The following is a 15,988-nucleotide window of genomic DNA, read 5'->3' as shown; positions in this document are numbered from 1 at the left end:
ACTTAGCGGCGATGCTCACCTATTTCCAAGCCATCGTGATCGGCGCGCTGCAGGGCGTCACCGAATTGTTCCCCATCTCCAGCCTGGGCCATTCCGTGCTGGTGCCGGCCTGGCTGGGCGGCAGCTGGGAGAAATTGGTCACCGAGGGCGACTCCGACAACGGCACCCCGTACCTGGCCTTCGTGGTCGCCTTGCACGTGGCGACCGCGATCGCGCTGCTGGGCTATTACTGGCGGGATTGGCGCGACATCATCGTCGGCTTCGTGACCACGCTGCGCACCCGGCGCATCGAGACCTCCTCGCAGCGGCTGGCCTGGCTGATCGTGCTGGCGACCATTCCCGTGGGCGTGCTCGGCCTGCTGCTGGAACATCCGCTGCGCACGATGTTCGCGACGCCGATCTACGCGAGTATCTTCCTCACCCTCAACGGTGTGGTGCTGATCGTCGGCGAGGGACTGCGACGGCGCAACGCACCGTCGCTGGCCGAATACGGTCGCCGCTTCGCCGCCGACGAGGCCCGCGCCGACGCGCAGGCGCGAGGGGTGGCGCTCCAAGAGGATCTCGAGGTCCCCTCCGACGAGCGGCTGGCGGCGCTGTCGGTCAAGGATGCCCTCGGCATCGGCTTGGCCCAATCCGGTGCGCTGCTGGCCGGATTCAGCCGCTCCGGTCTCACGATGGTCGGTGGTCTGCTGCGCGGACTCGACCACGAGGACACCGCGAAATTCGCCTTCCTGCTCGCCACCCCGGTGATCCTGGCCGCGGGTGTGCTGAAGCTGCCGGAACTGGCCGGTCCGGAGGCCGCCGGAATCCACGGACAGGCGCTGGTCGGCGCGATCGTCGCCGGCCTCGCGGCATGGTTCGCGGTGCGATTCCTGGAGCGGTTCTTCAAGTCCCGCACGCTGCTGCCGTTCGCGGTCTACTGCTTGGTGGCGGGCCTGCTGTCGATCGTCAGATTCCTCTGAGGCGGGTATGCCCATCACCGTATTGATCGCAGACGATCAGGCGATGGTCCGGCAGGGATTCGGCGCGCTGCTGGCCGCACAGCCCGATATCAGCGTCATCGGCGACGCGGCCAACGGCGCGATCGCGGTGGCCGAGGCCAAGCGGCTGCGACCCGATGTGGTGCTGATGGATGTGCGCATGCCGGAGATGAACGGGCTCGAGGCGGCGCGCGCCATCCTGGCCGCCGGATTCGATCCGCCGGTGCGGGTGTTGATGCTGACCACCTTCGATATCGACGACTACGTGTACGAGGCATTGGGCCTGGGCGCCAGCGGATTCCTGCTCAAGGACGCACCCGCCGACGAACTGGTGCGCGCGGTGCGCGTCGTGGCCGAGGGGCAGGCGCTGCTCGCGCCGACGGTCACCCGCCGGTTGATCGCCGATGTCACTCGCCGTCGCGCCCGCCCCAAACCTGCCCCCGCCCTGAACGCGCTGACCCCGCGCGAACGCGAGGTCCTCGAGCTGATCGCCAAGGGCATGTCCAACACCGAGATCGCCGAGGCGCTGTTCGTCGCCGAGCAGACCGTGAAAACCCATGTGTCCAAGGTGTTTTCCAAACTCGATCTGCGTGACCGCGCGCAAGCCGTGGTGATCGCCTACGAATCCGGCCTGGTCACGCCGGGTTGAGCGATCCGGGTAGGATCCCCACCTGGTACGTCGCCGGAAGGGGGAACGTAGGTGTTGAACAACGGTGACGTGTTCGCCGGCTTCACCGTGGAGCGACTGCTCGGTCAGGGAGGGATGGGATCGGTCTATCTGGCGCGGCATCCGCGTCTGCCCCGGTTGACCGCGCTGAAACTGCTGAATCGTGAGCTGTACACCGATGCCGAGATCCGCGCCCGCTTCGAACGCGAGGCCGATCTGTGCGCACAACTCGACCATCCCGGCATCGTCGCCGTGTACGACCGCGGCGTCGAGGACGATCAGCTGTGGATCTGCATGCAATACGTCGACGGTGTCGACGCCGCCACGGTCGATCCGCTGACGTTGCCGCCCGAGCGCGCGGTGCAGATCGTCGAAGGTGTCGCCGACGCACTGGATTACGCGCACGGCAACGGTGTGCTGCACCGAGATGTGAAGCCCGCCAACATCCTGCTGGCCCGGGCGGTGAGCGGCAAGGGGGAGCGGGTCTTCCTCACCGATTTCGGAATCGCCCGGCTGCGTGAGGATTCCACGCACCTCACCCAGGCCGGCATGTTCACCGCCACCCTGGCCTACGCCTCACCGGAACAGATGACCGGTGTCGAACTCGACCACCGCTCCGATCAGTATTCGCTGGCGTGCGCCCTGTACTGGCTGCTCACCGGAACCGGGCCGTTCGACTCCGAACATCCCACCGAGGTGATTCGCGGCCATCTGCAACTGCCGGTCCCGCCCGCCAGTGCGCGGCGCGCCGGACTGTCTCCGGCGATGGACATGGTGATCGCCCGCGCCATGGCCAAGCGGGCATCCGAAAGATTCGGCAGCTGTATGGAATTCGCGGCCGCGGCGCGGGCGGCGCTGAACGCGCCGGCCGGGATGCCGACGATGAGCGGTGCGGCCCCGACACTCATCCGGCCGGGCGGACCGTCGCCCGTTCAGAACTCGGCGCGACTACCCGCCGGACCGCATCCCGGTACCCACACACAGGGCTACCCGCCCGCGAACGGTGCAAGCGTGCCCGCCGGACCACATCCCGGCACCCACACGCAGGGCTACCCGCCGGCGAACGGTGCTCGCGTGCCCGCCGGACCGCATCCCGGCACCCATACGCAGGGGTACCCGCCGGCGAACGATGCTCGCGTCCCTACCGTGGTTCCCGTTGGGGGACAGCGGTATTCGTCGGCCGCGAGCGTCGGCGGCCCGGTGAATGCCGCGTCCGCCCGGGGGCCGATGCCGGACGCGACACACTCTCCCGCCGCGCCCCCTCCAGGGATTCCCTCTCCCGCAGGGTATTCCGCCCCGCCACCCGGTTACCCGCCCGCCGCGGGCTACCGGCCGCAGCCGCCGAAGCGCTCGGGCGCGATGGTGGCGGCGATCATCGTCGCCGTGCTCGTGGTGGTGGCCGTCGTCGTCGCGGTCGTCGTGGTGGTGTTGCAGAAGAATTCGAAGGGCGACGATTTCGCAGCCATGAAGTCGACCTTCCCGCAGTTGGTGAAGCCCTCGGGGACGGGCAGCAGCGGCGACGGATACGACGGCCAGTCCTGTTTCCGTGAGACGGACGGTAAGACTCTGCGCACGCCGGGCGACGCCGCCGATCTCCGTCTGGGTTCGTGGACCGCGGCCTGGGACTGCTGGGGAGCGGTGGACAAGCCCGAATACGCCGTCCTGTCCTACGACTCGTCATCGGATGCGCAACGCGTGATCGCGGGGTTGCCCGCCAACCGGAAGGGAGCGGGCGTCACAGGTAGCGACGTCGAATACGACAGCTACATGTGGAAGACGGCCGACTCCGCGATACCGAACGAATTCTGGAAGGTCATCGCCTTCCGGGATTCGACGCGGTCGCGGTATCTGATCGTCGCCCACAACCAGTACTGGCCCAGCTTGCAGGAGGGCAAGACGTACCAGGAGTTCGACACCTGGTGCAACGAGATGCCCATGGCCTAGGCAAGCTGGGCCGCCGGGTCCGCCCGGCGGACCTCGCTCACCCGAAGAACGCGGCCGCCTCCCCGTGCCGATCGTTCGGCACCAGCTTGAGTTGCTTCGTCGCCTCCGCCAGCGACACCAGGCCGATCTCGGTGCCGTGCAGCGCCACCATCTGGCCGAACCGGCCGTCGTGGACCGCTTCGGCGGCGTGCAGGCCGAAGCGGGTCGCGAGCACCCGGTCGTAGGCGGTGGGCGTGCCGCCGCGCTGGACGTGGCCCAGCACCGTGGTACGGACCTCCTTGCCGATACGGCGTTCGATCTCCACACCCAGTTGGTGGGCCACACCGGTGAACCGTTCGTGGCCGTATTCGTCGACCCCGCCCTCGCGCAGGTGGAACGACCCCTCGGCGGGTTTGGCGCCCTCGGCGACCACGCAGATGAAATGCGAATCACCACGCTGGAAGCGGCGTTTGATCATCGTGCACACCTCGTCGACGTCGAAGGGCACCTCGGGAACGAGGGTGAGGTGGGCGCCGGAGGCGATGCCGCAATTCATCGCGATCCAGCCGGCGTGGCGGCCCATCACCTCCACCAGCATGACGCGCTGATGCGATTCCGCGGTGGTGTGCAGGCGGTCGATGGCGTCGGTGGCGATGCTGACGGCGGTGTCGTGGCCGAAAGTGGTGTCGGTGCAGTCGATGTCGTTGTCGATGGTCTTCGGCACGCCGACCACCGGCACACCTTCGTCGGAGAGCCAGTGCGCGGCGGTGAGGGTGCCCTCCCCGCCGATCGGGATAAGGGCGTCGATGCCGTTGTCGTCGAGAGTGCGTTTGATGCGGCCCAAACCCTCGAGCAGCACGTCGGGATTGGTGCGGGCGGTGCCGAGTATGGTGCCGCCCTTGGTGAGCAGCCGGTCGGTGCGGTCGTCGTTGTGGATGTGGATCTTGCGATCCTCCAGTAACCCGCGCCAACCGTCCTGGAAGCCGACGATCGCGTCACCGTAGCGGCCGTTCGCAGTGCGAACGACAGCTCGGATGACCGCGTTCAAGCCTGGGCAGTCCCCGCCTCCGGTCAAGACTCCGATGCGCATGCCGCTATCTTGCCGCGCCCGGCCGCGCGGCGCAGCCCCGCCCCCGTTAACCGGCGGTTACAGCAACCGGCTACCACAGACAGGAGTCACTGCGCTGATGCTATTGCGCGGGCGCGCAGTGACCGGCCGGAAGGTCGTCGAGATGTTTGGTGATCAGGCCCGCCATCTTGTTGAGAATCTGGGTGCCGTCGTCGAAGGTGCCCGAGGTCGCCTGGGCGGCAAGGGAAATGGCGACGTCGCCGTTGGGTGTGGTCAGCAGGCCGAACTGACGGACCAGGTAGTTGCCGCTCGGATCCGGCCCCCAGCCACCTTTGAAACGGGTGTTGTCCAGATGTCCGAGGCCCCACTGCTGGCCCCACACCACCTTGCCCATCAGCGTGGTCACGGTGTCGGCATCGGGCAGGCAGGGCAGTCGCGACGCCCAGCGCACCTGGTCGGCCAGTGACCAGTCGGCCTGCCCGAACGCGGAGTATTCGGCACGCGAGCGGGTCGCGGGGACGGTCGTGGTGGTGTCGCCGCCTTCGCGCAGCACCGACTGCACCGCCTTGGCCGCGGCGTCGGGCGTGCCCAGCGCCTGCCACAGCCCGTCGGCCGCGGAGTTGTCGGATTCGGTGATGGCCGCCGACATCTGATACGTGCTGGTGTTGCCGTTGGTGCGCAGAACGGCAAGGGTCAGTGGAACTTTCATCGTCGACCAGGACGGCCCGGTGGTCCAATCGCCCATCTGCGCGGTGCGCTGGCCGCCGACCGGCATGATCGCCATACCGGCGCGTCCGTCCAGACTCGGTCGCAGCGCGGTGAAATCGGCTGCCAGCGAACCCGGCAGCGCGAACATCGTGACGGGGGCGGACGAGGTGCTCGCCCGGGTCGTCGTGGTCGCCGCGGGGGTGTCGGTGGCGTTCGAGCAGGCCGCCGGGCTCAGTAACAGGCTCGCCCCGAGCAGCGTTGCCGCGCCGCGGCACACTCGAAAAGCCATGGCCCGCTTCGTGCTCGGCCGGAGTGGTGCGTGCACCCGTTCACCTCCACATCGTGCGGACGGCCCCGCACGGCACCATCCGTCAGACGAGGAATTGTGTGCGGTCGCGGCCCGCGGGTCAAATGCGCAGACCGTCGGCGGCGCATATGAGACGACTGCGCAATCACCGCTCGCATTCGCCGCCGTGCAGTTCGTGCACGTGCTCGGACAGCAGCGCCGACATCCGGTCCATCATTTCGACCGCGTCATCATAGGATCCCGAATCCGGTTGTGCCGCAAGGGCTACCGCGAGCTGGCCGGACCAGGTGGGGACCAGGCCGAACTGGCGGACCAGATAGGCTCCGGTGTCGTCGTCGGGTCCCCAGCCGCCCTTGTACTCGGCGCCGACGAACGAACCCAGGCCCCAGCTCTGGCTGTCGGTGATCTGCTGCATCAGATCGACCACCCGTGAGGCGTTGTGCAGGCACGGCAGCCGGGCGGCGAAGCGCAACTGATCGACCAGGCTCCACTGGGTGGCGCCGAAAACCATCGGGTCGTCGATGGATTGGCGCGCATCCGGATTGTGCCGGTCGGCGACATCGGTGGTGGTGTCACCGGCCTCGCGCAGCACCGCCTCGACCGCTTCGGCCGCGGGTTCGCCGCCGCCCAGCGCGATCCAGAGCGCTTGCGCCGCATCGTTGTCCGAGGCGGTGATGGCGGCCTGGGCGACATCGGCCAGCCCGACCGGATCCCGGCGCAGCGCCGCGAGGGCGAGGGGCACCTTGATCGTCGACCAGGCCACTCCCGTGGTCCAGTCGCCGAGCGTGATCACGTGGTCGCCGCCCACGGCCATCACCGCCAGGCCCATGCGGCCCGGTAGTTGCGCGCGCAGGTTGGCGAAACCGGCCACCAGACCGCTGGGCAGGGTGAGCGTCGAGCGGGGAACGGGCGCCGGACGCACCATGTCGGTGGCCGGCCGGGCCAGGCCCGGGTCGGTGCTGACCGCGGCACCGTGTGCCGCGCACGCCGAAACGAGAAGTGTGACAACTGCCAAGAACAACCGCCGCCGACCCTGGCGCCCGGTGGGCGTCGGGTCAGTAGACATAGACCACCGCGTTGTCACCGCCCGTGCAGGTGACGACCTTTCCCGAGCTGGTGCAGGTCATCGGATAGGACCGGCCCGTCACCGGACTCACCGCGATGATCGAGGTGCTGGCCTCGGCGGTGGCCGCGCTGGTCGCGCCGTGTGATTCGGCCGCCTGCGCGTACGCCTTGCGCACCGCTTCCGCGAAACCGCAGGAGGTCACCTCGGATCCGGTCGCGGTCTTGCCGAACGAGCCCTGCGACGTCGATGTCTGCGAGCACGGGGTCGCGCCGACCGGAAGGTTGGCCGACGTGCCGGTCGTGGTCGGCGCCGCGCTCGTGCGCGGTGCCGAGCTGGTCACCGGTTGCTGGGCGGTCACCGCCGGGGCGGCCGGGGCCGCCGCCGTGGCCGGGTGATCGCTGCTGCCCGACGAGCCGAAGACCTGCCAGCCGACGACGCCGAGGCCGGCCAGGACCGCCGCGGCGAGGACGCCGAGAACGACCGGAACCGCGACCGATCGCGAGCGCTTCGCGGGGCGTGCGTCTTCCGAACCCGTTGCCGCGAAGGCGTATTCGTCATCCGAGTAGTCGTCGTCGGCGTAGCGGTCGTCGTCCTCGTATCGGGCTTCGTCGTACCGGGCTTCGTCGTATCGGTCGTCCTCGTCGTACTGAGCGTCGTCGCGGTAGCGCAGATCGTCGTCGTAGCGGGTGTCGTCGCCGTAGTCCTCGTCGCCCGGCCGGCCGACGTCGAGGAACTGGGTATCGCCCGCTGCCTGCGCGACGGTGCCGAACTGCGAGACGTCGAGGAAACGGGTGTTGTCCTCGGCGCCGGGCGTGCGATCGGCGCCGCCGGATCGGAACTGGGAGACGTCGATCAGCTCGGTCTTCTCACCGGGCTGCAGATCCGCGTCCGATCCGAGGGCGGTGTCGGCACCGGATCGCGCCGTCACCTCGGGATCGTTGCTGAACTGCGCCGGGTCGAGCAGTTGGGTGCGATATTCGGAACCGGGTGTCGAATCCTGCTCGGCCACAGGCTGTTCGGTGTGGTCGCGGGTTTCCTCACTCCCGATCACGCCGTACGCGCGGGTCGATTCGGCCGCGGGCCGGCGGGGCGGTTCGGCCGCGCGGGGCACCACCGGTTCCGCCGCCTGCCGTGCCGCCCCGGCCGCGGGCGGCTTGCGCATCGGCAGGCTCGGCAGCGTTGCCGGTTTGGACTGCGCCGCAGCGGATTCGGCGGGCAGCGTGAAATGGAATTCGCCCGGTTTGACCAGCGTCGGGTCGGCGGGCCGGATGATCGGCAGATCGCCGGACGTATCGCGCTCGTCCTTGCTCGGTGGCGGGATGATGCGCAGCGTGCCCGTGGTCTCGTACGCGCGGGACGTGGCCGCGGGGGCGTCGGTGCCGGCCGGGCGGTTCGCGTCGGCCGGGCCGTCCTGGACCGGGGCAGCTCCCGATGCGGCTGAAACGGGCTGTGCCGCATCGGTATTCGCGCTGTCCGTGGGCGCGGCGGCCCCGTCCGTGGCGGTGGCACCCGCGGTAGCGGAGCTTCGTGGCTGGAAGTTTGCCGCGATCGTCGGTCCGTCCGGTCCGAACGGCTGGAACGTCGTCGGCTCCGGCGTGCGGCGGTAGTCGTTGTCCCGTGCCGCCGCCACGGACACCGGGTCGGGACCGCCGGACGGGTTCGCGCCGCGCGGAGTGTTCGCGAGCAGTTCCGCGCCGAACACCTTCGGTGTCCCGGAATCGAACGGCGTCCCCGCGGTACTCGACTCGGCGGGCATCCGGCCGCCCAGACCCAGTGCCGCGCGTGCGGCGGCCGCGAACTGTCCGGCGGTCTGGTACCGGTCGGCGGGCGCCTTCGCCATCGCGCGCGCGATCACGTCGTCGATCGCCTCGGGCACGCCGGCGCGGGCGGCGCTGGCCCGCGGCGGTGGTTCCGACAGATGCGACCGGATCAGCACGCTCACGCTCTCGGCGGGGAACGGCGTCGCACCGGTCAGGCATTCGTGCAGGACACAGGCCAGCGAATAGATGTCGGCGCGGGCGGTCACGGGCCCGGAGTCGAATCGTTCCGGCGCCATGTAGGTGTAGGAACCGGCGGCGTGGCTGCCGGTGGTGTGCGGATTGTCGCCCTCGTCGCGGGCGATGCCGAAGTCGGTGAGATACGCGAAGTCGGCCGGGGTGACGAGGATATTGGCCGGCTTCACATCCCGATGGACCAGCCCGGCGGCGTGGGCCGCGTCCAGCGCGGCGGCCACCTGCTCGACGATCGCCACCGCGCGGTCGGTATCGAGCTTGCCCTGCCGGCGCAGCAGGGTGCGCAGGTTCTCACCGCGCACCAGCCGCATATCCAGGAACAGCGAGCCGCCGGTCTCACCCCAGTCGTGGATCGGGATGATGTGTGGTTCGGCCAGCCGCGCCGCCGCCTGCGATTCGCGGCGGAAGCGGTCCTGATACGTCGCGTCCTGCGCGAGCTGTTCGGGCAGGATCTTCAGCGCGACGACGCGATCCCTACCGGTATCGAACGCCTCGTACACCTCGCCCATACCACCGCGACCGAGCAGCGAGCGCACCTCGTACGGGCCGAATCTGGTGCCGACCCGTGACCTCGGCACATCCACCGGTGAACCTCCAACTCCTGGGCAAGGTGGCCAACCTGCCCGGCGCCGCACCGGGTTGCCTGCCCCTCAGAACGCCGATTCTCCGGGTGCGACCACGCCGTGGTCAAACGCGAACACGATCGCGGCCGCCCTGTCCCGTAACCCGAGCTTGCCGAAAATGTGTCCGACGTGGCTCTTTACCGTTACTTCGGAGATGCCGAGTTCGCCGGCGATCTCGGAGTTGACCCGTCCGCGGCCGATCAGTTTCAGCACCTCGAGCTCGCGCGCCGTCAGTTCCGCCATGCGCGAGCGAGTGTCCGCGGGGACCGGACGCGCCGTCCGATACGCCGAGAGCACCCGGCCGGTGACGGACGGATCGAGCCAGGAGCCGCCCTCGGCCACGGTGCGCACCGCGCGGATCAGATCCTCGGCGGGGGAGTCCTTGAGAATGAAACCCGCCGCACCGGCCCGCAGCGCACCCGAGAGCAGATGGTCGTCGTCGAAGGTGGTGAGGACCAGCACCGGCGGCGCGTCCGGGCGGGTCCGCAGCCGCCGCGTCGCATCGATGCCGCCGACCCGCTTCATCCGCAGATCCATCAGCACCACGTCCGGACGGTGTTCGGTCAAGGCGGCCGGCACCTCGTCGCCGTCGCCGCATTCGGTGACCACGAAGCCGTCGCGGCGGCGCAGGATCCGGCGCAGCCCGCCCCGCACGAGTTCCTGATCGTCGACGACGAGCACGGTGGTGACGGCGGTATCGGTCTCGGTGAGCGGGGTCTGACCGGGGTTCACATGCCCTCCTGTGTTCTGCGGGACACTCCTCACCGGTCCTCCTGGCGTTTGCGGGTGAGCGAGGTGATCGCGTCGCGCACCATCGTCAACGGATCGTCGAGTCCGGTCACCGGGCAGACCTCGTCGGGAGCGAGGGGGATGCGGGCGCGCACCTGCCAGTACTCGCCCGATCGGCCGGCCGAGAGGTTGCCGTTCAGGGTGGCGGTGCGCTGGCGCATGCCGTTGATCCCCATCCCGCGGCCGGTGCGCGGGGCCGGGCCCTGCGGCAGTGTATTGCGCACGCGCACGGTCACTTCGCCGGGCATCACGGCGATGTCGAGGGACGCCTGTGCGCCGGGAGCGTGTTTGGCGATATTCGACAGCGATTCCTGGCTGATCCGATACAGCGCCAGCCCCGTCGACGCGGACACCGCCGCGGTGTCGCCGGTGAGGTGGTAGGTCACCGGCAGCCCGGCGCCGACGAAATCGGAGACCAGGTCGGCGATGTCCTCGAGCCCCGGTTCGGGCGTCAGCGCGGACGGGCGCTGATCGAGCAGGCCGACGGTGTGCCGGATATCGGCCATGGCCTGGCGGCCGAGGCGTTCGGCATCGCCGAGTGCGTCGATGGCCTCGTCGACATCGCGATCGGTTTCGAGCGCGTGCCGGGCCGCGGTCAGGTGCAGCAGAGTGACGCTGAGGGAATGGGCGATCACGTCGTGGACCTCGCGGGCGATCCGGCGGCGTTCGTCGTCGGCCGCCTGCGCGGAGCGGATGGCCTGATTCTCGCGTTCCTGATCCAGCGACTGCCGCTGGAACTGCAGCATCAGACCGACCATCCAGCCCAGCACGATCGCGACGACGTACACCTGCACCAGTTCGCCGTAACCCAGGGCGTAGAAGATCAGCATCTCCGCGACCGCGGCGATCATCCAGAACAGGCTGACCCGTTTCGGTGCGATCGCCCCGATCATGCCGACCATCACGGTCAGCACCAGTGGCGAGCAGTCGGGCGAGACCGGCTGCAGCAGGAACAGCGCCTGGGCGGTGAGGGCGGACAGTCCGAACACCGCCGGCTTCGGGGGCAGATCGAAGAAGAACAGCAGCGGGTAGCAGGCGAACAGCAGTGCCACCGCGAGGAAGGGCACCCCCGTCGAGAAGTACTGGCTGCGCAGCGCCGCGGCCGCGACCGCCGACACCACGACCGCGATATCCGCGGTGACGACCACCGAGACGGGATAGCCGTAGGACATCTCCTCCACCCGTCGCCGCAGCGTGCCGGCCGGATCGTGCACGAGATCCAGGAGTCGCCGCGCGACCCGCCCCAGCGCCAGGCGTGCCCGGCCCGGTCGCCGCGGTGCGTGCGGCGATACCTCCGCACGGTCGTCGGCGCTGGTCAGGTCCATAACAGTCAGGCTAGTCGCCGACGGGTGGGCGCTGCATCGTTCCCGGAAAGGGCCCACGCTCCTACCGTGGTAGGACGCGAAGTCTCGTCTGCGGCACGACGTATCCGCGTGGGCGCCTCCGTAGCGTGAGTCGCACAGTGTCCGGCGGAGAGGTTCGGACACCCGGCCCGAGGAGATGGGTGCGATGACTTGGCAAGACCAGCACGCTCGTACCGAAATCCTGCACGAGGTGCTCGCCCGCGCGGCCGTCGATCCGGCCACGCCGGGCCTGTTCTACGACCTGCCCGAATGCGATCGGCTCTTCGGCGGGCCCACCGGAGTGCTTGCCGCCCTGCGGTATCGGTGGGACAACCACCTGCACGCCAAACTCGATCAGGCCCAGCTGCAGGGACAGTCCCCGGCCGAGGCCTATCTGGAATTGGCCGCCGAACAACCCGTGTTGCGTGCCGTCCTCGACGCACATGAGGTCCGGCATTGGCATCGTGAGCCGGTCCTGGCACGCTGAGCGACGATCCGACCGGTTGCGGCGCAGTCGAACCCGCGCCGTGACCGCGACCGACAGCAGAAAGAAGGTGGGGCGACCGCCATGTTGGAATTGACCGACGTAGTCAAGGAATACCGGGTGGGGGAACAGCGGGTTCGCGCCCTCGACACCATCAGCCTGCGCATCGAGGCGGGTGAATTCACCTCCATCATCGGCCCGTCGGGATCCGGTAAGAGCACGCTGTTGCATCTGCTCGGCGCGTTGGATTCGCCGGATTCGGGATCCATCACCTTCCGGGGTGAGGAGATCGGCTCCCTCGACGACAACCGGCAATCCGAATTCCGCCGCCACCGTGTGGGTTTCGTCTTCCAGTTCTTCAACCTGCTGCCCACCCTCTCGGCGTGGGAGAACGTCGCGGTCCCGAAACTGCTGGACGGCACCGGATTACGCAAGGCCAAGCCGCGGGCGCTGGAACTGCTCGACCGTGTGGGTCTGGCCGATCGCGCCGAACATCGTCCCGCCGAACTGTCCGGCGGCCAGATGCAGCGGGTGGCCGTCGCCCGCGCGTTGATCATGGACCCACCGCTGATCCTGGCCGACGAACCCACCGGCAATCTGGATTCCAAGACCGGCGCTTCGATTCTGGAGCTGCTCGGCGACATCTCCGGCGCCGGCAATTCGGTGGTGATGGTCACCCACGACATGGGGGCAGTCGAATACTGCGATCGCGTGATCACCCTCCGGGACGGGCGCATCGGCTCCGACGAACTGGTTTCGGCGCGCGGCCGCGAGGTTCACGACGGTGACGAGGTGGTGCGCGCGTGATCACAGCCGGCTGGGATCGGTTGCGGCTGTTCAATATCGGAGAGCTGTTCACTCACAAGGGCCGCACCGCCATGTCGATGGCGGTCATGGGGGTTTCGGCGGGACTGCTGGTGGCGGTGCTCAGCATTTCCGGTTCGGTGACCGGTTCGGTGGACCGGCTGACCTCGGCGCTGGGCGGTAAGGCGCAACTCGAGATCTCCGGCGTCACCGAGAGCGGATTCGGACAGGACCTGGTACCGCAGGTGCGCGCTGTGCCCGGCGTCGAGGCCGCGGTGCCGATGATTCGCACCGGGGTCGGCAATCCGGCCGACCGCACGCTGCTCATCGGGGCCGATGCGTCGGTCTCCGCACTCGGCAGCGATCTCAACGGGGCGATGAGCGCGCAGGCGGCGAAACTGCTGTCGGTGCCCGGTGGGGTTCTCGTCGGCGCGGGGCTGGGCCGGCACGAGGGTGACACCTTCACACTGGGCAACCGGCAGGTGACCGTGGCCGGGGTGCTCGACGACGCCACCTCGCACAAACTCAACAGCGGGCATATCGTCATCGCCACGCTGCCCGTCGCCCAGCAACTCGCCGGACGGGCCGGCATGCTCGACTCCATCCAGATCGTGCCGAAGCCGGGAACCGATGTCGGACAGCTGCGTTCGGCGCTGACCACACTGGTGAACGGCCGTGCCGTGGTCGCCGATCCCAGTCTGCGCACCGCCCAGGCGAGCGGGGCGATCCAGCTCGTCCGCTTCTCCACGACGATGGCTTCGGCTGCGGCGCTGATCGTTTCGGGCTTCCTGATCTACAACGCGATGAGTATGGCGGTGGCACAACGCCGCCCGACGCTGTCGCTGCTGCGGGCGATCGGCGGCCGGCGGCGGCCGATGGTGCGTGATCTCATCGTGGAGGCGGCCGTCATCGGGTTGATCGGCGGCGCGATCGGTTCGGTGGTCGGCATTTTCGCCGGCCGCATGTCGATCGACACGATTCCCTCGGCCATGGTGGCGGCGGTGGACACCCGCACCGAATACATGGTGCCCGGATACGCGATTCCGTTCGCGATCGCGGCCTGCGTGCTCGCCAGCGTCGCCGCCGCGGCGATCGCGGCTCGCCAGGTCTACAAGGTGCAACCCATCGAAGCTCTGGCGCCGGTCGGAGTGTCGAAGGCCGATGCGGTGGGGCCGTGGTTGCGCTGGGGTGCGCTGGTGGGCGGCCTGGCCATGGTCGGCGGCGCGATTTTCATCGCCCGCGCCGATCTGGGGCGGGCTTCGCTGGCCGCGATCTCGCTGTCCATCGCGGGCGCGGTCGGGCTGTGCTTCGCCGCGATGGGCCCGATCGTGCGCCTTGCGGCGGCGGTCGCCCGCATCTTCGGAGCGCCCGGCGCGCTGGGGGCCACCACCATCGAGCGGGCTCCGCGTCGCGTCTGGGCGACGGCGATGACGGTGATGATCGGCGTCACCGCGACCGTCGCGATGGGCGGTGCGTCGAGCAATCTGGTCGATTCGGCGACGGGCTCGTTCTCCGATCTCGGCCGCCGCGACGCCTACATCAGCCCCACCTCGCTGGCCGAATTCCCCACGGGGCCTTTGCTTCCGGCCGATCTGAAGGAGATCGTGCGGCGGGTTCCCGGGGTCGCCGATGTGGGATCGGCGCAGATGGCCTTCGCCACCGTGGGCAGCGATCGGGTGATGTTGCAGGCCTATCAGTCCAATATCCGGTCGTCGGTCCTCGCGGATCTGGGACCCGATGTGTTGCAGCAGATGTCGACCGGCGAGGGCGTGGTGCTGTCGCGCGACGTGGCACGCTCGCTCGGCGTCGGCGCGGGCGCACAACTCGAACTGCCCACGCCGACCGGCATCCATTCCGTGCGGGTCCTGCGGGTGATCCCGTACTTCTCGGCGCTGTCGGGCATCGTGCTGATGGATCTGGACGTCCTGCGGCTGTGGTACGACCGCCCGGGAGAGACGATCCTCGGCGTCAACTTCGCACCCGATGCCGACAAGGCGCAGGTGATCGACGCGATCCGCGCGGTGGTGCCGCCCGGTCTGCACGTGGACACCGGAGCGCAGGCGCTCGCGGCGGTATCGCAAGGGGTGCAGCAGGGTACGTCGCTGTCCGGTTCGATCCTGTGGATCGTGGTGCTGGTCTCCACCGCGGCGCTGCTGAACACGCTGATGCTGTCGGTCCTGGAACGCCGCCGCGAACTCGGCGTGCTGCGCGCCATGGGCACCAGCCGCCGCTTCCTGTTGCGCACGGTGCTCACCGAGGCCGCCGGCATCGGATTGGCCGGTGCCGCACTGGGTTTGGTCACCGGCGCGGCCGTGCAATACCTGGCCACCCTGGCGATGGGCCATGCGATGACCATCGACGTGGTGTACCGCCCGAGCCCCATGCTGCTGGTCTACGCCGTCGCCGCGCTGGTCCTGGCCCTGCTCGGCTCGATTCCGCCGTCACTACGCGCGGCCCGCATGCCGATCGTCGAGGCCATCGCCGTCGACTGATCGAATCAGGAGGGGAAGTCCCACGCGGCCGGGCGCGTGGGACTACTCCCTTCCGGATCGAAAGTTGCTCGGTGTGGCGGCCGGTGGCCGTTAGGTTGGCGGAATGGACGAATCGGATGCCGTGGGCCCGCCCGTGCCCGCGCCGGATACGGGTGCGAAGCCGCCCGGTCCGATCGCCGCCGCCACGGCCGTGTTCGCCGTCGCCGTGCTGGTCTGCCTGTACTACGGCTGGTGGCCGTCCCGATTCGGCAGTATGCGGTGGGCCGATCCCTTGCTCGCCGCCGCGGGAGCGCTGGTCCTCTTCGCCGCCGCGGGAGTGCTGTGGATGATCCGCACCCTGTACGTGCTCGGACGAGACCGCCGATGGTCGTGGTGGGTGCTGCCCGTGCCACTCGCCGTGCTGGCCGCCGGTCTGATGGTGTTCCTCGCGCCGCGAACGACATTCGACGAGATGCGCCCCGATTTCGAACGCGTCGCCCGCGAACTGCTGGCGGGGCCCGACACCGTCCGGAGCAATTTCGAGATCGGGCGGTTCGACATCGCCTATGCGCGCGCGGATTCGGATGGCGCGGTCTACTTCGTCGAGGCGGGCGGGCTCGGGCTGGACACGAGCAGCGGGTGGGCCTACTCACCGAACGGCAGGCCGGCCGGATTCGACGATTTCTCGGCGACGCACCTCGCCGGACCGTGGTACGAGTTCACCGCGGTCTGGCGGACGTGA

At 69.2% G+C, this 15,988-nt stretch carries 13 protein-coding genes; 7 read left to right on the top strand and 6 right to left on the bottom strand.

Features of this window, described 5'->3' with window-relative positions; translation table 11 throughout:
- The first annotated feature begins 11 nt into the window (after positions 1-11).
- Genes NK1_RS08490 through NK1_RS08480 form a run of 3 tightly spaced genes read left to right on the top strand, consistent with a single transcriptional unit; the run spans position 12 to position 3,591 of the window.
- On the top strand, positions 12-962 hold the full coding sequence (locus NK1_RS08490; RefSeq protein WP_063007993.1) for an undecaprenyl-diphosphate phosphatase: 951 nt from the start codon (positions 12-14) through the stop codon (positions 960-962).
- Between the two features lie 7 nt (positions 963-969).
- Entirely contained in the window at positions 970-1,629 is a 660-nt protein-coding gene (locus tag NK1_RS08485) for a response regulator (RefSeq protein ID WP_036503935.1), read from the top strand.
- Positions 1,630-1,680: 51 nt separating this feature from the next.
- Positions 1,681-3,591, top strand: coding sequence for a serine/threonine-protein kinase (locus tag NK1_RS08480; protein ID WP_063007992.1), 1,911 nt, complete (start codon positions 1,681-1,683; stop codon positions 3,589-3,591).
- A gap of 37 nt (positions 3,592-3,628) precedes the next feature.
- On the opposite strand, the gene NK1_RS08475 is transcribed toward NK1_RS08480, so the two are convergent.
- The 6 genes from NK1_RS08475 to NK1_RS08450 all read right to left on the bottom strand — a co-directional run bounded on the left by NK1_RS08475 (position 3,629) and on the right by NK1_RS08450 (position 11,469).
- On the bottom strand, positions 3,629-4,660 hold the full coding sequence (locus NK1_RS08475) for an ATP-dependent 6-phosphofructokinase (RefSeq protein ID WP_063007991.1): 1,032 nt from the start codon (positions 4,658-4,660) through the stop codon (positions 3,629-3,631).
- A gap of 100 nt (positions 4,661-4,760) precedes the next feature.
- Entirely contained in the window at positions 4,761-5,636 is an 876-nt protein-coding gene (locus NK1_RS08470) for a serine hydrolase (protein WP_245660396.1), read from the bottom strand.
- 163 nt (positions 5,637-5,799) lie between these two features.
- A complete protein-coding gene (locus NK1_RS08465) occupies positions 5,800-6,669 on the bottom strand; it encodes a serine hydrolase (RefSeq protein ID WP_245660395.1) in 870 nt (289 codons plus the stop codon).
- 40 nt (positions 6,670-6,709) lie between these two features.
- Positions 6,710-9,316: a serine/threonine-protein kinase gene (locus NK1_RS36165; RefSeq protein ID WP_439955934.1), complete on the bottom strand. Its 2,607-nt coding sequence runs from the start codon at positions 9,314-9,316 to the stop codon at positions 6,710-6,712.
- Positions 9,317-9,382: 66 nt separating this feature from the next.
- Entirely contained in the window at positions 9,383-10,036 is a 654-nt protein-coding gene (locus NK1_RS08455) for a response regulator (protein ID WP_039779931.1), read from the bottom strand.
- 80 nt (positions 10,037-10,116) lie between these two features.
- The gene (locus NK1_RS08450; RefSeq protein ID WP_063007988.1) at positions 10,117-11,469 is read right to left on the bottom strand and encodes a sensor histidine kinase; all 1,353 of its coding nucleotides are present in this window, start codon (positions 11,467-11,469) and stop codon (positions 10,117-10,119) included.
- Between the two features lie 184 nt (positions 11,470-11,653).
- On the opposite strand from NK1_RS08450, the gene NK1_RS08445 reads away from it, so the two are divergent.
- The 4 genes from NK1_RS08445 to NK1_RS08430 all read left to right on the top strand — a co-directional run bounded on the left by NK1_RS08445 (position 11,654) and on the right by NK1_RS08430 (position 15,988).
- The gene (locus NK1_RS08445; protein WP_063008074.1) at positions 11,654-11,974 is read left to right on the top strand and encodes a hypothetical protein; all 321 of its coding nucleotides are present in this window, start codon (positions 11,654-11,656) and stop codon (positions 11,972-11,974) included.
- A gap of 81 nt (positions 11,975-12,055) precedes the next feature.
- A complete protein-coding gene (locus NK1_RS08440) occupies positions 12,056-12,778 on the top strand; it encodes an ABC transporter ATP-binding protein (RefSeq protein WP_051024809.1) in 723 nt (240 codons plus the stop codon).
- Positions 12,775-15,267 carry an ABC transporter permease gene (locus tag NK1_RS08435; RefSeq protein ID WP_063007987.1) on the top strand — a complete coding sequence of 831 codons (2,493 nt, stop codon included), beginning with the start codon at positions 12,775-12,777 and terminating at the stop codon, positions 15,265-15,267. Before NK1_RS08440 ends, NK1_RS08435 begins: the two co-directional genes overlap by 4 nt.
- Before the next feature lie 103 nt (positions 15,268-15,370).
- Complete coding sequence (locus NK1_RS08430) at positions 15,371-15,988, top strand: hypothetical protein (protein ID WP_063007986.1); 618 nt, start codon at positions 15,371-15,373, stop codon at positions 15,986-15,988.

Source organism: Nocardia kruczakiae NBRC 101016, assembly GCF_001612965.1.
Taxonomy (GTDB): Bacteria; Actinomycetota; Actinomycetes; order Mycobacteriales; family Mycobacteriaceae; genus Nocardia; species Nocardia kruczakiae.
Note: the sequence above shows the minus strand (reverse complement) of the source record. Positions and strands in the feature narration are given on the sequence as shown.